24 protein-coding genes are annotated in these 21,597 nt (G+C 26.3%); 17 read left to right on the forward strand and 7 right to left on the reverse strand.

All coding sequences use genetic code 11. The features are described 5' to 3' along the window. Positions 1-12 precede the first annotated feature (12 nt). The gene (locus tag AACT_RS01865) at positions 13-2,553 is read right to left on the reverse strand and encodes a [protein-PII] uridylyltransferase family protein (RefSeq protein WP_172124425.1); all 2,541 of its coding nucleotides are present in this window, start codon (positions 2,551-2,553) and stop codon (positions 13-15) included. After that, positions 2,550-3,302: a sigma 54-interacting transcriptional regulator gene (locus tag AACT_RS01870; RefSeq protein ID WP_172124427.1), complete on the reverse strand. Its 753-nt coding sequence runs from the start codon at positions 3,300-3,302 to the stop codon at positions 2,550-2,552. The genes AACT_RS01865 and AACT_RS01870 overlap by 4 nt, the downstream gene beginning before the upstream one ends. A 173-nt stretch (positions 3,303-3,475) precedes the next feature. On the opposite strand from AACT_RS01870, the gene AACT_RS01875 reads away from it, so the two are divergent. Continuing rightward, a complete protein-coding gene (locus AACT_RS01875; protein WP_172124429.1) occupies positions 3,476-5,227 on the forward strand; it encodes an ATP-binding protein in 1,752 nt (583 codons plus the stop codon). A gap of 17 nt (positions 5,228-5,244) precedes the next feature. On the opposite strand, the gene AACT_RS01880 is transcribed toward AACT_RS01875, so the two are convergent. Together AACT_RS01880 and AACT_RS01885 are read right to left on the reverse strand one after the other, a co-directional pair. Continuing rightward, positions 5,245-6,108 carry a hypothetical protein gene (locus tag AACT_RS01880; protein WP_172124431.1) on the reverse strand — a complete coding sequence of 288 codons (864 nt, stop codon included), beginning with the start codon at positions 6,106-6,108 and terminating at the stop codon, positions 5,245-5,247. An 88-nt stretch (positions 6,109-6,196) separates the two neighbouring features. Then, a complete protein-coding gene (locus AACT_RS01885) occupies positions 6,197-6,406 on the reverse strand; it encodes a hypothetical protein (RefSeq protein ID WP_172124433.1) in 210 nt (69 codons plus the stop codon). Positions 6,407-6,512: 106 nt separating this feature from the next. On the opposite strand from AACT_RS01885, the gene AACT_RS01890 reads away from it, so the two are divergent. Beyond that, entirely contained in the window at positions 6,513-7,118 is a 606-nt protein-coding gene (locus AACT_RS01890) for an ISAs1 family transposase (RefSeq protein WP_172124435.1), read from the forward strand. A gap of 64 nt (positions 7,119-7,182) precedes the next feature. Then, positions 7,183-7,686: a hypothetical protein gene (locus tag AACT_RS01895; RefSeq protein ID WP_172124437.1), complete on the forward strand. Its 504-nt coding sequence runs from the start codon at positions 7,183-7,185 to the stop codon at positions 7,684-7,686. Here AACT_RS01895 and AACT_RS01900 read toward each other — a convergent pair. After that, positions 7,683-9,392 (reverse strand): ankyrin repeat domain-containing protein, encoded by a 1,710-nt coding sequence (locus AACT_RS01900; RefSeq protein WP_172124439.1) that lies wholly within the window; start codon positions 9,390-9,392, stop codon positions 7,683-7,685. The two genes, AACT_RS01895 and AACT_RS01900, sit on opposite strands and share 4 nt — an antisense overlap. Positions 9,393-9,576: 184 nt before the next feature. Between AACT_RS01900 and AACT_RS01905 the strand changes: the two genes are divergently transcribed. The 5 genes from AACT_RS01905 (at position 9,577) to pyrC (ending at position 13,906) form a co-directional block, all read left to right on the forward strand. After that, positions 9,577-10,791: an ammonium transporter family protein gene (locus tag AACT_RS01905; protein ID WP_172124441.1), complete on the forward strand. Its 1,215-nt coding sequence runs from the start codon at positions 9,577-9,579 to the stop codon at positions 10,789-10,791. A 13-nt stretch (positions 10,792-10,804) separates the two neighbouring features. Continuing rightward, positions 10,805-11,143: a P-II family nitrogen regulator gene (locus AACT_RS01910; RefSeq protein WP_172124443.1), complete on the forward strand. Its 339-nt coding sequence runs from the start codon at positions 10,805-10,807 to the stop codon at positions 11,141-11,143. A 119-nt stretch (positions 11,144-11,262) separates the two neighbouring features. After that, positions 11,263-12,450 (forward strand): ammonium transporter, encoded by a 1,188-nt coding sequence (locus tag AACT_RS01915; protein ID WP_172124445.1) that lies wholly within the window; start codon positions 11,263-11,265, stop codon positions 12,448-12,450. 86 nt (positions 12,451-12,536) lie between these two features. Next, complete coding sequence (locus tag AACT_RS01920) at positions 12,537-12,875, forward strand: P-II family nitrogen regulator (protein WP_172124447.1); 339 nt, start codon at positions 12,537-12,539, stop codon at positions 12,873-12,875. Continuing rightward, positions 12,875-13,906 (forward strand): dihydroorotase, encoded by a 1,032-nt coding sequence (pyrC, locus tag AACT_RS01925; RefSeq protein ID WP_172124449.1) that lies wholly within the window; start codon positions 12,875-12,877, stop codon positions 13,904-13,906. Before AACT_RS01920 ends, pyrC begins: the two co-directional genes overlap by 1 nt. Positions 13,907-13,921: 15 nt before the next feature. Here the strand turns inward: pyrC and fliM are convergent, their stop codons facing one another. Beyond that, positions 13,922-15,019, reverse strand: coding sequence for a flagellar motor switch protein FliM (gene fliM, locus AACT_RS01930; RefSeq protein WP_172124451.1), 1,098 nt, complete (start codon positions 15,017-15,019; stop codon positions 13,922-13,924). A gap of 1 nt (position 15,020) precedes the next feature. Beyond that, a complete protein-coding gene (locus AACT_RS01935) occupies positions 15,021-16,070 on the reverse strand; it encodes a flagellar basal body P-ring protein FlgI (RefSeq protein ID WP_172124453.1) in 1,050 nt (349 codons plus the stop codon). A 96-nt stretch (positions 16,071-16,166) separates the two neighbouring features. Here AACT_RS01935 and AACT_RS01940 point away from each other — a divergent pair, with 96 nt between their 5' ends. From AACT_RS01940 to AACT_RS01980, 9 genes are all read left to right on the forward strand, one after another. Further along, positions 16,167-17,267, forward strand: coding sequence for a hypothetical protein (locus AACT_RS01940; protein ID WP_172124455.1), 1,101 nt, complete (start codon positions 16,167-16,169; stop codon positions 17,265-17,267). A gap of 2 nt (positions 17,268-17,269) precedes the next feature. Further along, entirely contained in the window at positions 17,270-17,530 is a 261-nt protein-coding gene (locus AACT_RS01945) for a flagellar biosynthetic protein FliQ (protein WP_172124457.1), read from the forward strand. Position 17,531: 1 nt separating this feature from the next. Beyond that, a complete protein-coding gene (locus AACT_RS01950; RefSeq protein ID WP_172124459.1) occupies positions 17,532-17,948 on the forward strand; it encodes a hypothetical protein in 417 nt (138 codons plus the stop codon). After that, positions 17,945-18,436, forward strand: coding sequence for a MotE family protein (locus AACT_RS01955; RefSeq protein ID WP_172124461.1), 492 nt, complete (start codon positions 17,945-17,947; stop codon positions 18,434-18,436). The genes AACT_RS01950 and AACT_RS01955 overlap by 4 nt, the downstream gene beginning before the upstream one ends. A gap of 2 nt (positions 18,437-18,438) precedes the next feature. Next, positions 18,439-18,693: a hypothetical protein gene (locus AACT_RS01960; RefSeq protein WP_216658213.1), complete on the forward strand. Its 255-nt coding sequence runs from the start codon at positions 18,439-18,441 to the stop codon at positions 18,691-18,693. A 107-nt stretch (positions 18,694-18,800) separates the two neighbouring features. Then, positions 18,801-19,976, forward strand: coding sequence for a transposase (locus AACT_RS01965; protein ID WP_172124464.1), 1,176 nt, complete (start codon positions 18,801-18,803; stop codon positions 19,974-19,976). A 170-nt stretch (positions 19,977-20,146) separates the two neighbouring features. Next, positions 20,147-20,470, forward strand: a complete 324-nt coding sequence (locus tag AACT_RS01970; RefSeq protein ID WP_228720517.1) for a flagellar basal body-associated FliL family protein — start codon at positions 20,147-20,149, stop codon at positions 20,468-20,470. A gap of 4 nt (positions 20,471-20,474) precedes the next feature. Further along, on the forward strand, positions 20,475-20,903 hold the full coding sequence (locus AACT_RS01975) for a hypothetical protein (protein ID WP_172124466.1): 429 nt from the start codon (positions 20,475-20,477) through the stop codon (positions 20,901-20,903). Continuing rightward, the gene (locus AACT_RS01980; protein WP_172124468.1) at positions 20,893-21,591 is read left to right on the forward strand and encodes a flagellar basal body L-ring protein FlgH; all 699 of its coding nucleotides are present in this window, start codon (positions 20,893-20,895) and stop codon (positions 21,589-21,591) included. Before AACT_RS01975 ends, AACT_RS01980 begins: the two co-directional genes overlap by 11 nt. Positions 21,592-21,597: the final 6 nt, after the last annotated feature.

The raw sequence follows: 21,597 nt of genomic DNA on the forward strand, positions 1-21,597 counted from the left end.
TAAAACAGAGAATTACTCTGTTTTATTTCCAATACACATAAGATTAACTATATCATCTTGCATTGAGCAAAAACATCCATTTTTTTCTATTAAAAGTAAATCTTTTGCATAACCTTTTGAAGTGTGAAGTTTCGCACTTTCAATTTCTACATTAAAATCATCAAAAATCTTAGCAATATAAGCAAATAAACCTTTTTGATCTTTTGCAACTATATGCATAGAAGCTAGGTATGTTGTATGATTTGTATCAATTTTTATATTCTCTTTTTTAATAATAGGTGTAAGTAAATTTGTTGTTTTATTCATATCAAAAGAGTCTTTTATTATTTCTTCTATGAAATAAATATCTTCTTTGTCTATTTTTTCGGAAAATGAAATCTCGAAAGCTTTTTTATTATCATATAATTTAAAAATATTCATTGATGCAATATTTAGAAATTCTAACTTCCCAAGTAAATAACCAAGATTTAGAGGTGATTTTCTAATAATTCTAATGGTTAGTTGTGAATCATTTGTTATTTTATAAATATATGTATCAATATCTTTTGCTTTAATTGCAATATCTAAAATATCTTCTGCTTTTAATCGTAAGAAAATTTGATTCGAAGCTATATACATAATCTTTTTTTGTAACATAATAGGTAACTTTTTATATCTCTCTAAGTTTTTTATTGTGTTTTGCTTTGCTATTCTTCTTGTGCTTTCTTTTAATAAATCTTCATTTTCAAAAGCAGGTAAAGATTGAGTATAAAGCTGTCTTAATAATGATGAAGTAGAGCTATTAAAGATATTTTCTCCCACAGCAGAGATATCTGCATAGGTAATCACATAAAGCATTTTAAGAGATTCTTTTGTTTTTATAAGACCTGTAAAGTTTAATATAGTTTTTTCTGAATATATATCTTCCCTTGTTGCTATATATGACATCATATTGTGATATCTTACTAGTCTAGCCCCAATTTTTATAATTTCTTCATCAAAATAAAAAGATTTAAGCATACTTTTGAAAAGCTTTTCTCCGACAATATGATGATCTTCTGTTCTACCTTTTCCTATATCATGGAAAAATGATACTAGTCTTACAATTAATTTTTGTTCATTTGTTAGTTCTTCATAAATAGTTTTTATTTCGTCTTTTTTAATTTTTTCTGAAAATTTTAATGCATTTATTGAATGAACATCAACAGGATGTTTATGATAACCATCAAACTGAGGTTGATCAATAATTTTTTTTGTACTTGGAAGAATTGTTTGAAATAATCCTGCATTATAAATCAATTTCATAATTGGATATAAATTTGGTTTTGATAATAAAGCTTTAACGTTTTTCTTTAAATCTTTTCCTTGAATTTTAGGAAGTTTTGCACGACTAACATAATAAATATAAGATCTATCAAACTCTTTAATGTTTGTAGGAATATCTATTAATTCTTTTATCAAATTATTTAATGTTTGTGGTGTAGTATTAAATGAACAAAATAGTTTATTATCAATTATATAAAGATTTTTTTTATATCTTAATTCTTTTAGTTTAGGTATATTAGAGGCTTCAAATAATACTTGTCTCGTGAATTTTTTGACCATAGTAGCTGTAAAATTATGAATAATATGAAGAGTTGATAATAATTTTGACATGCATTGTCTATCTTTTGTATGTCTTGGTTTATTTACAAATCCTAATTTAGTACTTAAGTCAGGTAATATATCAAAGGTAACTTGATCTTGTTTTTTTCTTGCAATATTATGTAAGGCATTTCTTACTTGAAAAATAAACTCTAATGCTTGTCTATATTTTTTATATTCTTCTTCTGTAAACTGCTTACCAATTAAATCTTTTGTATTAGTCACACCATATAAAATATTTGCCATCCAATACATCATATTGGACTCTCTAATTCCACCATATCCATCTTTGATGTTTGGCTCCATTCTTAGAGGATATTTTAACAATCTTTCTTTATGTTCTTCAAGTTTATCAAGTACAAATTCTTTTTGGTTAGTTTTTCTAATTCTATTTAAGACATTTTCATATCCAAACCATAAAATTTTTGAACCATAAATTAATCTTGATTCTAAAATGGAACTTTTTATTGTAATATCTTCTTTTACGGCTTCACTTATTTCTTTTAATTCATGAACTCTAGAACCTAATTTTAAACCACAATCCCATGCAAGAGTAATAAACTCTTCCATAATAACTTTTAAGTTATATCCTTTTATATTTTCATATAAAATCATAATATCAATATCAGAATAAATACATAATTGCTCTCGGCCATAAGATCCAAGGGCTACTAAAGAAATAGGTATTGAAGTACTCATAGGTTGGTGTGAACTGAAGTTTTTTCGTAAGATGTACTTATAAAGTAGAATTAAAAATTTATCAGTATGTTTTGTGTGTTTTATAAAAAAATCTTTTCCACCTGTAGTTTCAACTCTTGTGTCAATGGATTCTAAATAATTCTTATAGTAATTTTTAAATACTTTTGAAATCTGAAAATCCGTAGCATTTTTAGATATTAATTCTTCTACTTGTAAATTTAGTTCAATCATAATAATTCTTTGTAAATCTCCAATTTCTTTCTTAATGTAATTCTATTTAATCCAAGATGTTTTGCCACTTGAACCTGTGATTTATATTTTTTTGTGGAAGCTTTCAATAAAGGTACTTCAAAAATATAAGATAGTTCTTTATAAGAGTTTTCTCCATGTAAATTTTCACTGATATATTTTTCTAAGAACATTAAAATTTCATGTTCACCAATTGTTTCAAAAAGGTAAGAAAAATAAATAGATTTTCTTAAACTATGAGTATTGTTTGATATATTTACAATTAATTTTGACTGTGAGATTAAAGTCATATCTAAAATAGTGCTAGCTTCTTGTGAGAATTTTGTCACTAATGCTTTTGTATCTTCTTCTCTTTTACATAAAGGTGGAATTTCTAAATTAATTGAAAATATATCTTTTAATTTTTGATTTAAGTTTTCAGTATTAGATATTGCAATAATTCGTATTGAATTATCTTCAATCCATTTTAAGAATACATCAATATTTGTGATTTCATTGATTTTATCTATTATAATTGCACGATTTTGAAGTATTACGATATCATCAATTATATCTTTTTGTAAATCTTTTGCATCATAAACATCTGAATTTGGTAGTATATATTTTGCTAAAGATTTTTTCCCCACACCACTTTCTCCTAGTATTAAGGCATTTACTTCAACAGCTTGTAAAAGTTTGGCTGAATTTAATATCTCTTTTGAAATACCATCTTTTGCTATGTATTCTTGCATTTTATATTACCTTTTTCTAAATCTTAAAAAGTTACAGTTAGAAAATATTATACTGTATAAAAATGAAAACTTTATAAAAAATTGTATATAAAATAGACAAATATATCATTAAAATAAAAATAATATTTTAACTTAGTATATGCCATAATATAAAAACTAAAAAAGAGTATATCTTGGAAAATAAAAATACATTTCTTATTAAAAATCTTGTTCTTCTTATTTCTATTTGTGTTGTAATTATTTTAGCAGGAAGTAATTGGATTTTAACAAAAGAAAAAGAGTTGTTATCCCAAAAATACACTAATATAACTTCCAATTTACAAGATAAAATTAACTCTTTAATCGAAACAAAAAAAAATGCTACTTTGGCTATTGCATTAACACTTGCAGAAAATGATAAAGCAAAAGATGCACTTCTTCATGAGAAAAATTTAGATTATGATTTAAATGAATTATCAGAAAAACTTAAAAATTATACTGACTATAAAAATGTATGGTTTCATATTATTGATAGTTCTGGAGTTTCAGTTTATCGTAGTTGGACTGAAGATAAAAATGATAAAATAAAAAATTATAGATTAGATTTACAAGAAATATTATTAAACCCTAAAGTAAAAAATAGTATTAGTGTGGGAATTTATGATATTACCTTTAAATCTATGATTCCTATTTATAAAGATGAAAAATTTATAGGAATTTTAGAGTGTATAACTCATTTTAATTCTATTACAAGAGAGTTAAGAAATAATCAAATGTTAGAACCAATAATTTTAGTTGATAAGTTATTTACAAATCAATTAAGGGAAAATAGTTTCACAAAAATATTTTTACAAGATTATTATGTTGCTAATTTATCAGTTTCAAATGAAATATTGAAATATTTAGATTCACAAGATTTAGAAGAGTTTTTAAAAATAAAAGATTATTTAATAAAAGATGAAAATTTAGTGATAAATATTCCAATTATGGAAGATGGAGTAAAACTAGCTGATATGTTGATTTTTCAAAATATAAATAAATTAAATGTATCAGAAATTAGTGAATTTAAAAAACGTTCATTTTCATATCTAATCTTTTTTGTGCTTATTTCATGTTTAATAATTTCTATTTGGAATTATTATATTTATACTAAAAGATTAAAAGAACTCAATAATATTTTACAAGAAACAGTAAATGATGCTGTTATTAGAAATGATGAAAAAAACAAAATACTATTTCAGCAAAATAAAATGGCTGCAATAGGAGAAATGATAGGAAATATTGCTCACCAGTGGAGACAACCTTTGTCAGTTATTACAACAGCTGCTTCATCAATAAAATTAAAAAAAGAATTAAATATTTTAGAAGATAATGAGCATAAAGAATCATTAAACTATATTATTGAAGCATCAAATTACTTATCAAATACTATTGATGATTTTCAATATTACTTTTCTCCAGATAAATCAAAAAATGTTTTTTATACAGAAGATTTAATAAATAAATTACTAAAACTAATAGGTGCAGAGTTTAAAAAAAATAATATAAATGTAATTAAACAAATAGAAAACTTAGAAATACTTAATTATGAAAATGAAATATTACAAGTATTAATTAACATTTTAAATAATGCGAAAGATGAATTAAAAAAAGATTCTAGTAAATCATTTGGATATGTTTTTATTGATTTGTATAAAGAAAATGAGACTTTAATAATTAAAATAAAAGATAATGCAGGTGGAATTAAAGAAGAGATTATTGATAGAATTTTTGAACCATATTTTACCACTAAACATCAAAGTCAAGGAACAGGAATTGGACTTTATATGTCAGAAGAGATTATTGTTAAGCATATAAAAGGAACTATTAAAGTATCAAATGAGAAATTTACCTATTTAAATAGAGATTTTATTGGTGCAATGTTTGAGATTACTATACCTTTATAGGTAATTCTAAAATAGAATTACCTAACTCTCTTTGTTGAGAAATAAATAAAAATTGTTAAAGAAATCAAAATTAATGCAATTCCTGCGATTAAATAAAATGCATTTATCATTTGAACATAATCATTTAAAGCTATTTTAAATACAACAATTAAAGCTTCAATAGAAAGTGCAATAATAATAGTTGTTAAAAACTTAGTTAATATTTTAGTTTCAACTTTAGCATTTTTTGAATAGGATTTGAAAAATACCTCTTGCTCTAATATGGTTTTAGCCAAATCAAATATTGCAATACTCAAAGTCAATGCAATAATAGGTTTGAATATCATCTCTAAAGATAATTCATGACTAGAAACAAGATACATAATAAAATCATATAAAGAAAATAAAATAGTAATTATTGATAAAACTATCATTGAAAATCCAGCAAGAATATAAAACCCTTTTGTTATACCGTGGAATGGTTTATTTAATTCTATTAAGTTTAATTTTTGTAATAATATATCAATTTGGAAATCAAGAAAATATATCTCATCACCTTCTTTAACAGTTATTGTAACACAGTTACTTCTTGTGGCACTACTAATATATGGTTTAGAAAATGCTATATTAGATTCTTTAAAATGTAATTTAGATATTAAATGTGATCTATCTTTATCTTTTGCATTTATGTCATTTCTATATCTATAATAATTACAAGAAGTTTGTATCTTAGTCTCTTTATTAACAATATATACAAGCTCTAAAGATGGAAATACCTTATAAAGCTGTGCAAAATCATTTTTTTTATGACCATTTAAATTTCCAATATTTTTTATACTCTCTTGTAAAAAATATTCTATATCTTCTTGATGTTGTATATAGGTTTCGAAAAATTCTCTCATATATATCCTATGTATTTTTTTCTAATTATATGAAAAAATTTACTAACTAAGATTTATTTATTGTATATTATTTAAACATATGTTTGTTTTATATTTCTATATTAAATTCTTTAATCATATTATCTGCCAACTGTTGTAAACTATTTTGGTCTACAGTTTTATCAACATTTTCCGTTATTTTAATAATATTTTGATGGTACTTTTTAAGATAATCTAATATCTTAGGATCTTTTTTATATGGATTATTAATTAAAGCTCCTGAATCTAACATTAGAATTACAAGATCTTTTTTCCCCATAAATGCAGCATAATTTATAGGTCTAATTCCATATCCTCATCCACCAAAAACTCTTAATTAAGTAAATAGATAAAATCAGCTATAATAAGCATAAAAAAGAGATATTATGGCAAATAGATTTAGAGAGAAATTAGCAGAGAAAAGATCTAAAAAAGGTTATAAGGAAATAGCTTCTAAAAATAGATTATTGCAACTATTAGGTGAGATACCAGATCATAGAAAAGGTCAAGGTAAACTTCATAAATTGGAACATATTTTGTTTTTGTCAGTTATTGCACAATTAATGGGAGCAGTTAATTATAAAGAGATATGGGTATGGATTACAAAGCATATTCAAGATGATAAAATTAAAAAACTTTTAGGTGTAGAGTTTATAAAAACACCAGGAAGAAGTGCTATTGCAGAGATTTTAGCTGAAGTTAATTATCTAGAGTTAGAAAAAGTTTTTAGAATATGGATAAATGAATTGGTTGATACTTCTAATTTACCACAATTAGCTGTTGATGGTAAAGTTATGAATGGTAGTAGTGTAAATGCAAAACAATCAACACAAGTACTAAATGCAGTATTAGCAAATAGTGGAATAATATTAGCTCATAAAAAAATTGTAGAAAAATCAAATGAAGTACCCGCATTAAGAGAACTTATTGATGAATTAGATGATAGCTTTATATATACCTTTGATGCTATGAATAGTAAAAAAAACACTTGATAAAATTGAAAAGACAAATGATAATAAGTATTATTCTAAATTAAAAGGAAATCAAAAAAAGCTTTTGCAAAAAGCTATTAAAATATCCGATACACAAATACCTACAGATATCTATATATCTTCGTTAAAACAAGAAAGTAAATATCTTGTTCAAAGAAAAGTGTCTACTTTTACAAATGATAGTTGCTTTTACCATAATGGAATGACACATATAAAAACTATAATTAAAATTGATAAAACAATATACTCAAATAATAAAAAAACAGGTGAGATAAAAGAAATAGTAACAACATCATTTGCAATTGCAAACTTTAAAAATAGTGCAGAATTTTTCCATAATCTTCAACTCAATCATTGGAAAGTGGAGACAATGCACTTTTATAAAGATAAATCACTTTATGAAGATTTACATACTGCAAATATAAATCCAATGACTATGACAATATTAAGAAGCTTTGTTATAAATATTCTACACCTAAATAAAGTTAAATCTATCAAAAATCAGTTATTAGAAAACAGATGGGATTTAGATACTACTTTAGGATTATTATTAAAAATTTGTTTTTAGTGGATTGGAGTACTAATTCCAAATAAATCAGGTATATTTATAATCTCTTTATTATAATTATATATAAGTTTAAAATATTTAGTTGTATTCTTCCATATGCAAGTATGCATTATGGTTCTGCCTTTATTATCTGTAATTGTACAATCAGCTCTCATTTCTAATAATAACCTAATTGTATATTCACATTTTCCCCCAACTGCTAAATGTAAAGCTGTTAAGCTTTCATTGTTTTTAGCATTAATATCTACTCCTGAATTAATTAAGCTTTTTATTGTATTCAAGTACAACTTTTTATCTTTTATTAAATCCTTATTGTCATAATCCATTAATCTAAAAATTATATTATTTCCATCTTGATCTTTCTCATTTATATTAATACTTTTAGTTCTAAGTAACTTAAATAGTTTAAAATTAAAATTTAATATAGAATCAAAAAATAAAGGTCTTCCCTTTGAATTAAGTTTATTCATATTTGTATCTGATGTTTTTAGAATATTTTCTAATACAGTTGGATATTCAGCATTTTCATTTAATAGCTTTATATATTTATTTTCTAGAGTTCTTTTATTTTCTATGTATAAAATTATGTCAATTAATATTTCAATAAGTGATTTCCCAAATATGTTTTCAAGACTTGGATTTGCTCCATTTAATATATAAAAATTAATTAAGTCATTATTTCTAATACCATTTAAAGCTAAAATAGATAATACAGTTTCTCCATCATTATTATTGTGATTCATATTTAAGTTTGATTTTTTTAAAAATATATCTATTAATTCTCTATTTTCACTTCTTGTTACAAGGAAAAAAGCATTTTCATTTTTATTATCAAGTGCATTTAGATTAACTCCTAATCTAATAAGTTCTTTTATCATTTCTAAATGGCTAAATTTTAAATCTTCTTTATCTTTAGAAGTATTTAGATAATGAGTAATAGATTCCATTAATAAAGTACTTTTATGTCTATTTTTTACATTAATATCATGACCTAGTTTAACTGCTTTTTCAATTATTTCTAAGCTAGTAATTCCTTTTGAAACAGCACTAAACAAATAACAATTTCCATCTTTATCAGTAATGGTAGGATTTGCTCCTAATTCTAATAATAAAATTGCTAGATTATCATTTCTTAATACACTTTCTTTGTGCATAATTGTTTGACCATCTTCATTTATTTGATTAATGTTGATTTTATCAATACTCCCAATTTTTCTAATAATATCTATATTACCATTTGCAATTGCATCAAAAATTAGATTATTTCCATGAATATCACAATTTGAAAGGTTCCCTGTAACTTGAATTAGATAGTTTACAATTCTATTGTTTGCACTAATTACTGCATCTTGAATAGCTGTTCTTTTATAGATATTTAAGTGGTCTATGTTTATTCCATTTTCTACTAGTGCTTGAATAATTGCAGTAGTTTTGGATTGTGTAGCATAAAATATAGCGGTTTCTTTTTCACTGTTTTCTAGCTCTAGGTTTATTTTTTTATCAATAAACCAAAGTACTGCTTGAAACAAGTCTTTTTTACAGCAAATGTGAAAAACTAATTCTTCTTCAAAATAAAGATGATTTAAATCCACAGATAATGAATTCATAATTTTATCTATTTTGTCTAAATTAAACGAAGGATTCAACAACTCTTTGATTAATTCTTCTTCATTATATTTATTATTGTTAAGAAATTTTTTAAACATTTTCTACCTATATTTTCTTTTTATAATATTATCACGATTATATTGTAATTATATTAATATAAAACTTTTTTGTATATAAATATCTAGAAAACATTAATAATGTATATTTTATATACAGCTATCTGTTTACAAATTATTTTTAAACTTCTATAATTTACCTATAAAAAAATGACAAAGGGGTCTTATGGAAAATTTTGCAGATGTAAAATATATATTAGATGGCTTTCTGTTTATATTTGCAGGAATCTTAGTAATGTGGATGGCAGCTGGTTTTGCCATGTTAGAAGCTGGTTTAACAAGAACAAAAAATAATGCGACTGTATTAACAAAAAATATGGCATTATTTGCTATATCTTGTATTATGTTTTATTTTATTGGTTATAACTTAATGTATGGTGAAGGAAGTGCTTTCATTGGAAGTGGAGCAATGTTATCTGGAAAAACAAATGAAGCTATGGGTTATCCTGTAATGGCTGACTTCTTTTTTCAAGTAGTATTTGTTGCAACTGCTGCTTCTGTAATTTCAGGAACAATTGCTGAAAGAATGAAATTATGGCCATTTTTAATATTTACAGTTGTTTTATCAGGTGTTATTTATCCAATTCAAGGTCACTGGTCATGGGGTGGAAGTGAACTTGGCGGAATACTTGCTGGATTTTCTGACTTTGCTGGTTCTACAATTGTACACTCTGTTGGTGGATGGGCTGCACTTGCTGGAGTTTTAATTCTAGGAGCTAGAAAAGGTAAATATGGAAAAGATGGACAAGTAAGACCAATACCTGGTTCAAACTTAACATTAGCGACTTTAGGAACATTCATTTTATGGATGGGATGGTTCGGATTTAATGGTGGTTCTCAATTAGCTTTAGGTTCTAAAGAAGATATTGATGGAATTGCTTCAGTTGTTGCAAGTACAAATATGGCTGCTTGTGCAGGTGCTGTTATGGCTGCTATTTTAACTCAACTTATTTATAAAAAAGTTGATTTAACTATGGTTTTAAATGGTGCTTTAGCAGGACTTGTTTCTTGTACAGCAGGACCTGACTTAGGTATGAATGTGGCATTTATTGAAGGTTTAGTTGGTGGAGCTTTAGTTGTATTTGCTATTCCATTTTTTGATAAGTTAAAACTTGATGATCCTGTTGGTGCCTTATCTGTTCACTTAGTTGCAGGTATTTGGGGAACATTAGCTGTTGGAATTTTCAATCCTGAAGTTACTATTATGGCACAAGTTAAAGGTATAGTTGTAATTGGAGCATTTGTATTCATTTCATCATTCATTGTATGGAAAATACTAGATTTAATCATTGGATTAAGAGTTGATGAAGAGACTGAAATAAATGGTCTTGACATTCATGAAACTGGACTTGAAGCATATCCAGAATTTAAAAGAGCGTAATTAAGGACGAATAATGAAAAAAATAGAAGTAATAATTAAACCTTTTAAATTAGAAGATGTGAAAGATGCACTTGTAGAAATTGGAATTACAGGAATGAGCGTTTATGATGTAAAAGGTTACGGAAGACAACAAGGTCACTCTGAATTATATAGAGGGGCTGAGTATGTGGTTGATTTTTTACCAAAAATAAAAATCGATATTGTGGTAAAAGATGAAATGGTAGAATCTACAATTAATGCAATAGTAAATTCTGCAAAAACAGGAAAAATCGGAGATGGAAAAATATTTGTTTCATCTTTAGATGAAGTAGTTAGAATCAGAACAGAAGAAAGAGGAAGCGAAGCTGTCTAAATCTTAATTTAATTCAAAGAAAATATACTTTTTTCTTTGAATTGTATATAAAGTATACAACAGATAATTGTTGTATATTTTATATTAGTGTTATAATATTCAAAACACAAAGGAATATTATGAACTTAGAATCAATATCTTACATAATAGATACTCTTTATGCAATTTTTGCCATGACACTTATCATTTTTATGGTGCCAGGTTTTGCAATGCTAGAAGCAGGTATCGTACGAACAAAAAATGTCACTGCTGTATTAACAATTAATACTCTCATCTACGCTGTTGCCTCATTATCTTTTTTGCTTTTTGGTTATTCTTTAGCTTTTGGAGATTTAGGAAGTGATAGTATGAGTAAATATGCTGCCTTTTTATTTCAAATGGCTTTTGTTGGGAAAGTTGTAAATATTATGAGTGGTGGAGTTAGTGAAAGAGCTAAAATTATTCCATTAAGTTTATTTACTATAATTATGGCATCAATTCTGTATCCATTAGTAGTAAATGTTACTTGGGGTTCAAATTTTCTTGAAGGAACAATTTTAGAGTTGAGTATGTATGATTTAGCTGGTTCTACAGTTATTCATTCAACAGGTGGATGGGCCTTACTTGCAGCTATTTTAATTATAGGAGCAAGAAAAGGTAGATATCCAAAAGAGGGTGGGATTAGAGTTATTCCTGCATCAAATATTCCTTTAGTCACATTAGGTGCTTTTTTATTATGGATTGGATGGTTTGGCTTTAATGGTGGAAGTGTAGGCTCAATTGCATCAAAAGAAAATGCAGATCTAGTTGCACTTACTATTATGAATACAAATACTGCTGGTTTATGTGGTGCTATAGTTGTAGCAATTATTATGCAAATAATGTATAAAAAACTAGACCTTACTATGATTTTAAATGGTGCACTTGGTGGTTTAGTTGCTGTCACTGCTGGACCTGATCTATATGATATTTATACTCCTATATTAATAGGATCAGTTGGTGGAATATTAGTTGTAATTGGCGTGTCATTTTTTGACAAACTAAAAATTGATGATCCAGTTGGAGCTTTATCTGTACATTTACTTAATGGTATATGGGGAACAGTTGCTGTTGGATTATTTGCCTCAAATGGTGATGATATAACTTTATTAGGACAATTAAAAGGAATAATAGTAGTTGCTATTTTTGCTTTTGTTTCTTCATATATTATTTTATATATAATAAATAAAATTATGCCTTTAAGAGCAGGAAATGATGAAGAAATGCAAGGATTGGATGTTGAAGAATGTGGAATTGAAGCTTACCCTGAATTCAAAAGAGCATTTTAAATTTAATATTATGTAAATTCTTTATAAAGATAATATTAATTTAAAAAAATTTTGTTAAAATATAAGAACTAAAAAAAGGATTAATAGTGAAAAAAATTGAAGCTGTAATTAAGCCGTTTAAACTTGAAGATGTAAAAGATGCTTTAGCTGAAGCTGGTGTTACAGGTATGACTGTATCTGATGTAAAAGGTTATGGAAGACAACAAGGACATAGTGAACTTTATAGAGGTGCTGAATATGTAGTTGATTTCTTACCAAAAATCAAATTAGAATTAATTGTTGCAGATGAAGATGTAGATTCTACAATTGCTGTAATAATAGAAGCTGCAAAAACTGGAAAAATTGGAGATGGTAAAATATTTGTTTCTCCAATTGAAAAAATTGTAAGAATTAGAACAGGTGAACAAGACGAGGAAGCTATTTAATGGGAAATGAAATGGTATTTGAATTAAATGAACCATTAGATATGCATTTGCATCTAAGAGATGCAGATATGCTAAAACTAGTTGGTCCATTAACTTCTAAAACTTTTTCAGGTGCTTTAATAATGCCAAATTTAGTACCTCCTGTTACTACAAAAGAAGCTTTATTAGCTTATAAAGAAAGAATCAAAGAAGCTTGCAAAGATGATAACTTTGAACCTTTTGTAACATTGTTTTTTAAAAATGATTATTCATATGAATTTTTAGAAGATATAAAAAATGATATTATAGGTATTAAATTATATCCTGCTGGAATTACTACTAATTCCGAAACAGGTGTTTCATCTATGAATGTTGAGAATTTAAGACCAACATTAGAATCTATGAGTAAATTAGGTATCCCTTTATGTATTCATGGAGAAACAAATGGTTTTGTAATGGATAGAGAAAAAGAGTTTATGCCAATATATGAATCATTAGCGGTTGCTTTCCCTGATTTAAAAATTATTATGGAACATATTACAACTAAAGAGGCTATTGAATTACTTGATAAATATGATAATTTATATGCAACCGTAACTTTACATCATTTATTAATAACACTTGATGATGTTGCAGGTGGAATGTTAGCTCCTCATTTATTTTGTAAACCAATTGCAAAAAGACCTGAAGATAGAACAGCTTTACTAAATGCTGCTTTAAAAGCTCACCCAAAACTAATGTTTGGAAGTGATTCAGCTCCTCATCCAAAACATAAAAAAGAGTGTTGTGGTTGTGCTGCAGGTGTTTTTACTTCGCCAATTGCTCTTCAAGTTTTAGTAGAACTTTTTGAAAAACACAATTGTTTAGATAAATTAAATGCTTTTGTTTCTACAAATGCAAAAAAGATTTATGATTTAAATTTAACAAATAAAACAATAAAATTAATAAAAAAAGATTTTGTAGTTCCAGCTATTTATGAATACAAAAATGAAAATGTAGTTCCTATGTATGCAGGTGAAACTATTTCTTGGAGTATTGAATCAATTAATTAAAAATGAAAAGATAGCTTATTTGCTATCTTTTTGATTTAGAAGTCTTCTTATATTCTCAGCAGATTCTTTAGCTTTTTGTTCTCTTTCTTCTCTCATTAATCTTAATGCATCAAGTGTCTCTTGTTTTTCTCTATCTAAATTAGCTCTAATTTGTATAGCTTTTCTATTATTTGAAATACCAGATATCGCTGAAAATTTTTCTTTTTTATTAATATAAATGGTTGCAGTTGATGAAGTTGCATTTTTATTAAATACTATAACATCATCTTCTTTTAGATTTAAAATTTCTTGTGCGTTTAATTCTGTCTCTGCCATAATAGACTCAACTCTCATTCTAGCACCGGAAATTAGAGTTTTAATATCTCTTTTCCTACTTGATTTTCTATTGGTACTTTCTGAAAATATTTTTTCTACAATTTTATTAAGTAATGCTTCAAAATATGAAATTGGGTAACATATTGATAAAAATCCTGATTCCTCATCAATTGTAATTTCTAAAACAACTAATAATACGATTTCATGGTCAGAAACGATTTGTATAGCATTTGCATTTGTATCCCTTGATTCTATTTTAAAGTTTAAAGTAGATACATCATTCCATGATTTGTATAAATTTTTTATAAACATTTTATAAAAATGCTCTAAAATCTCTATTTCAATTTCTGTTAATTCTCTATCAATATTATCACTTGTATTAACAGCTCCTGAGCCTAATAATTCAGCAATTATCTTATGAGAGATTGCCGGATTACACTCAACAACGATTCGGCCTTCAAGGGGCTTTATAGATAAGGTATTTAAAGATGTAATTTGAGGAATTGATAAAATAAATTCTCCATAAGTCATCTGCTCAATAGAATAAAGTTTTACATCAACAATTTTTCGTAGCATTGAAGATAAATCATTAATAAACTCCCTTAGCATTTTGTCATGCATAGTAGAGAATGCTTTTAATTGTTCAGCCGTTATTCTATTTGGTTTTTTAAAGTCATAAATAGAGTAGTTTTTTTCTTTAGATATAACTTTTTCTATAGGTGAATTATCAATATCTTCACCTTGTTCTGCTATATCTAGAAGAGCATCAATTTCATCTTGACTTAAGAATTCAGCCATATTATCCTCTTATCTCAATATCAACATCAATTGCGCCCATTTCTTTTATCATTTTTAGTGTATCAATTATTTCACTCATAGGTAATTTCATAACTTTCATAGCTCGTACTAAATCAGAGATAGTTGGAGCAGCTTTTGTATTTATCATTGCATTGTCAATGTTAACTACAGGTTTATCTGCAATTTTTACATTATCTCCTATATCAACACCTGGATTTTGTTTTGGATCATTCCAAGCTTCATTACTAAGTCCTGATTTATCAATTCTTATTGTAAAACTATTTCTTGCAATTGTCACAGGATCAATAATTATATCTCCTCCAGTGATTAAAGATTCTCTACTAATATCAATAATAACTTTCTTTTTGAAAGAAGAATCAAGTTCAATATTTTGAACCATTGATAAAAATTTTACAATAGAAATATCTGCTGGTTTCATAACTTTTATTGTTCTTGTATCTATAGCAGTTGCAAGTTTTTTACCAAATTTATCATTTATTTTTGTTTCTACTAAATCTGCATTTTTTGCAGAATTCTGTAAAAGACTTAGTTCAATAAAGTTCTCATCTTTTAAACTAAAATCAATTTCATTTTCAACCGTTGCACCCTCATAAATAAAACCTGAAGTTTTATTATTTTCATTTGCAGCAATGGTTCCTTGTGCAAGTGCATATACATTTCCATCAACACCTTTTAATTGGGTGATTAAAAGCTCTCCATTATCAACTGATTTTGCATCACCAATAGTTGAAACTTTTACTTTTATTTTGTCACCTTGTCTAGAAAAAGGTGGTAAATCAGCAGTTACCATAACCGCTGCTATATTTTTTGAAGTAATAGAAGATGCTGGAATTTTTATATATGAATTTCTTAAAAGATTTTGTAAAGATTGTATCGTGAATTTTGATTTATCACCTGTTCCTGCAAGTCCTACGATTAGTCCATAGCCTATTAGTTGATTTTCTCTAATTCCTATTACATTTGAAATGTCTTTAATTGTTTGGGAATATAAAGATGATAATAAAATTGTTATCATAAAAAAATATCTCATATATCATCCTTTGTTATTAATTGCTTTTATTTTATCGAAAATTTAATAAAAAAAGGTATAATCAATGCTAATAAAATTATTTTGTAGGGTTATAGATTGAATATTTACATTTATGGTAATCATAGTTTTAAAAAAGAAATACACGAAACTTTAGAACATTCAAACATCAAATTTAAACTTGATACAAATTCTATAATAAAAGAGATAGATGACTTATCTGAATTAAAAAAAACCATAAAAAACAATCCTAAAGATATTTATTTAATAGATGATGAAAAAATTATTAAGAAAAATTCATTGAATCAAAAGATTAAATTTTTAGCACCAAAAGATGGTATTGAAGAAGAATTTTTATTGGATAGTGGAATTGCTGATTTATCAGTTAACTCTCTAGCTGAAATCCCAAAGTATATACTTAGAAAACATGAAGAAGAAAAAGAACAATTAGATCCTAATATTCAAGCATCTATTGAAAATATTGTTGATGAAGCTTATGAAAAAGAGAGTATTGAACTTGATGAAGAGTTATCTCAATTACTTGCTAAAGAAGAAGTCGATATTGAAGAAAAAAATATTAGTCAAGAAGAAGAGAATTTAGATGATATTTTTGATATGCCATCGGATGTTGATTTAGGTATTCCAAAAGATGCCTTTGACAATATTGATGAATCATTGAATATATCAAAAGAAGAATTAGATGATATAATGAATTTTAATGATAATTTTGGATTAAGTAATATATCATTAGATTACGATGATAAAAATATTGAAGATGATTTTCATGGGGATGAAGAACCTGAAGAAGGACATTTGAGTGAAGATGATAAAATGTTTGATGATTTAGATTTTTTAGAAGATGTTTTTAAAGAAAAAAAAGTAGATATTCAAGAAAAAGACGAAAAAGAAAATAAAAAAGAAGAAAATTTTGATAAATCTTTGCAAGGAGAATGGAGCATGAAGGATGATAAGTTTTTTGAATTAGATTCTCTTAAAGAAGAGGATTTATTAGATGCTTTAAATTGTACAGCTACTAAAAAAGAAAAAAAAGATGAAGGAATTGATACAAAAAATCTGCTTGAAAAAAATGCTAATTCTATAAATATTACAAATTCATCAAATGCAGATGAGCTAGCTCAATTAATTTCTAAATTATTAAACAATAAAACTTTAGAGATAACAATTAAAATTAAAGACTAAAAATGGATTTAATTGCAATTGCTGAAAATACAGTTAAAATTATATTAATATTAGGTCTTCCTTCTTTACTTGTTAGTATGGTAATTGGACTTATAATTTCTATATTTCAAGCAGTAACTCAAGTAAGTGATGCATCTTTATCTTTTGTTCCTAAAATGATTTTTGTTTCTGGATTTATTTTAATTTCTTTACCATGGATTGGTGATAATATAGAGGCATATACAAAAGATTTATGGAATATAATATTGGTTTTTGGTAATTAATTTGATAGAAAAGTTACATAATTTAAAGAAAAATCAAACAGATTTAAAATTAATGGAAAAAGCACAATTAGAATCTAGAATTGAAAAGATAGATATAGAAGTTGCTTTGACAAAAAATCAAATAGATACAGCATCTGTTCAAAAACATGGTGCAATATCAGATTTTATGATTTTAACTATACATAAAAACACTATGAGATCTCACATATTAAAGTTAAACAATGAAAAAAAAGGTTTAAATTTAGAAATTGAAAAAGTAATAAAAGAGATAATAGAATTGCAAAAAGAAACAGAACAATTTGCTTATATTTTAGAAGAAGAAAGAAAAGAAGCAATAAAAAAGATATTATTAGCTGAAGAAGAAGCTTCAACAGAATATATGCAAAGTAAATATATAAATGAAAGGACAAACTTTTGATTAATAAATTATGTATTTTGATTTTAATATCAGTTTTTTTAAATGCAAGTGAAGAAACAAGTAGTAGTTTAACTAGACAAAAATTTGAAGTTTTAGAATTAAAAAAAGAATTAAACGATTTTTATAAAGATAAAGAACAAGAATATCAAGAAAGAAAAAAAGAGTTAGAAGGAATACTTTCTCAAATAGAAAAAGAAAAGAATGAAATAAAAGATCTACATGATAAAAATTTAGAAATATTGCAAGATATTAAATTAGCAGTAGAGAGTAAAACATCAAAAATTTATAATCAAATGAAACCAAAAATTGCAGCAGATATTTTTAATCAAATGATAGGTGAAGGCAAAATTGATGATGTTTTTGATATAATTTTAAAATTAAAAGAGAGTAATGTTACACAAATAATGAAATTTTTAAGTGTACCAAATGCCTCAATACTTACGCAGATGTTAGAAAATTTTAATATAAACAAAGAGAAGAAGGACTAAAAATGGCAGAAGAAAATAACCAAGAAGCAAAAAGCTCAGGTGGCGGAAAAGGATTAATGATTGTTTTAATCGCTTTAGTTGTTATTCTGTTATTAGCAGTTGTTGGTGGAGGATACTTCTTATATTCACAAGGAATCCTTTCTGGAAATAATCAAGCAACAACTCAAGAAGTTGCAAAAGAAGAAGCAAGTGATCAGGGTGCTTCATTTAAAGCTGATATTAATGACTTAGTATTAAGAGCCACTTGCAGATTATAAAAAACAACCCGTAATTTAAGCTGATTTAAATTTTAAAAAGTTGAATCAAACTTCAGATAAGTTATAATTTTTTACTACAAAAATTTAACAGAAGAGCGATTCAACTTATGGAAATTATTCTACCAAAAATATCTTCAAGTCTATCTAAAATGTGGACTAAGGTTTTAAATCTTGAAAATTCACTTTTTCCTTCTTTGAAAAGAGAGCTTCAATTAGAAGAGTTGTCAAATAAAGAGCAAAAGCTTATTAAGATATTAGACTTTGCTGCGATTGAAAAAAATATCACTGTCGTATCTATTACAAACACTCCAAAGCATAGAGAAGAGATTGCACGAGCATTTATTGCAAAGAGTGTTTACAATATCCAAACAACCAGAGACCTTATCGATAGACTTCATAGTGATAGAACGCTGAGGATCTTGTGTGGGTGGAGATATAAAAACGATATTCCAAGTGAGTCTAAATTTAGTAGAGTATTTAAAGAGTTAAGTGCTCTTAAAATTGCACAAAAGACGCATGAGCAGTTTGTGAAGGAGTATCTAAGGGATACACTCTTTTTTTATAATGCAAGTGATGCAACAAAAATACCACTGAGAGAAAAACCTGTAAAAGTTGAAAAAGAAAAGTTTAAACCAAAAAGAAGAGGACGACCTAAAAAAGGTGAAACAAGAGAGCCTAAAACACCCAGTATCTTGCAGCAACAAGAAGATATGAAAACCACAAAGCAGATGCTATCTTTGGTATCAACGCAGTGTGGAGTTGGAAGAAAACAGAATTCCAAAGGCAACTTTGAAACATGGATAGGAGGGAAACTCCATATCAGTGTAGTAGATGGAGATATCCCTATTACTGCTATTTATTCAGGGGCAAATGTTCATGATAGCTCAGTAGCACTTCCTCTTATAAACGAGACAAGCAAAAAAGTATCATATCTTTATGACTTACAAGATGCAGGATACGACAGCAATATTATCAGAGATTTTTCCAAAAAACTAAATCATAGACCGCTTATTGATATCAATCCGAAGAACTCCAAAGAGTTAAAAGGAAAAATTCAACTTATAAAAGATGAAAAAAAGAAATTTGAAATTCTAAACCTTACTCAAAGTTTAGATACCCATCACTATAACCAAAGAAGTATGGTTGAGCGTGTAAATAAATACCTCAAAGAAGACTTTGGATGCAGTAATATTTATTATAAAGGAGCTACAAAAGTAGCTTCTGTTTTAGCATTTGGTATTTTATCAGTTTGTATTCATCAGAGTTTGAAAATGGTAACATAACTTTTAGCTAAAAACACTAAAAATTAGCCATTTTTAAAACTCAACCATCAAGCACGCACCCAATAATAGTTTTTTATCTAAAATTGACCCATAAAGCGGTAAAATGATTAAAAGTTTAAAAGATCTGCTTGATAAGTTTAGTAGGTTTACAAATTCACTAGTTTATGATGGTGGAATTTGCAAGCGGCTCATTAAACTTAACTGATTCAAGAGGAAAAGAAAAATTAATGAAATTGTCTTTTTCTATTAAAAGTACAGAACCAACAATTGTTGCAATCGTTGAAAATTATAAAGCTGAAATTATTGATGTTGTAATTTCTCAAATTAGTGCAAGAGGTTCAGAAGAGTTATTAACAGTTGGTGGAAAAAATCTTTTAAAAGATGAATTAATGCAAGATATCAACAATGTAATAAATGAGGTTACAGCTTCAAATACAGAAGTTAAAAGAAATAATGTAAATGCAATTTTATTTACAACTTTTGTAATAAAATAAAATTATGATAGTAGCTGTTAAAAGAAATAAAAAACAAAAACTAATAAAGTTCTTCTCTTTATTTGTTTTAGTTTGTATGTTTGGTGGCTACTATTATTATACAAGTAAGGCTTTTGAAGAACAACAACAAAAAGAATTAGAAGCAAAACAAGCATTAAAAATAGAAGAAGATAAGCAAGAAAACAATAAAAAAGAGATTGAAAAAGCTATCTTAGTTGAAATTGAAAAGGCTGTTGATTTGGTTGGACAAGAAAATATTAAACATGTAAAAATTATTGAAAATAAAGTTGTATTAGTTTGTGAACTTGATACAAATTTAGATGCATTAATGGTTAGATATGGTGTAATGGCTTTCGTTAAAAAAACACTAAACGAAATCATTATTGCAGTAGATATTGATTTTATATTAAAAAGTAAATTAAATGCGAAATAGTAATTTTATTCTTATTCTTTTACCCTTTATTTTTTTAGGTTGCGCAGTTACATCAGAACCAGAACTTGATTTTAATAAACCAGACGTTCAAATTCCTAAAAAGCCACCTGAACCCATAAAAAATAAAGGTTCATTATATTCACAAAGAGGGACTTCTTTATTTGCAGATAAAAAAGACTTGCAGGTTGGAGATATTATCCAAATAGTTATTAGTGAAGATTTAACATCAAAAAGTACTAACAAAAGAGAATTATCAAGTACAAGAGATAATAGCTTAGGTGGTGGACTTCTTGCTTCTACAGGAACAAATGGATTAAGTAGTGTTGCTAATAAAGTAAATTCAACTCTTGGTGTTGGTTTCTCAACAAATAGTGATAGCTCTGATAAAGGTTCTGTAAAAACTTCATTGGATGAAACTTTTGAAACTACAGTTTCTGCAATAATTGAAGAAACTTATGAAAATGGTAACTACTACATAAAAGGTAGAAAAGAGATGCTTGTTGAGGGACAAAAGCAAGAGATAATTGTAAGTGGAGTAATCAGACCTTATGATATTACATCTGATAATTCTATAAACTCTTCTCAAATAGCAGACTTAAAATTACTATATGACAAAGATGGAACGGAATCTGAAATATTAGAAACTCCATGGGGATTAAAACTAATTAGAAAAATTTGGCCATTCTAATTTATT

The organism is Arcobacter acticola (assembly GCF_013177675.1).
GTDB classification, from domain to species: Bacteria; Campylobacterota; Campylobacteria; order Campylobacterales; family Arcobacteraceae; genus Aliarcobacter; species Aliarcobacter acticola.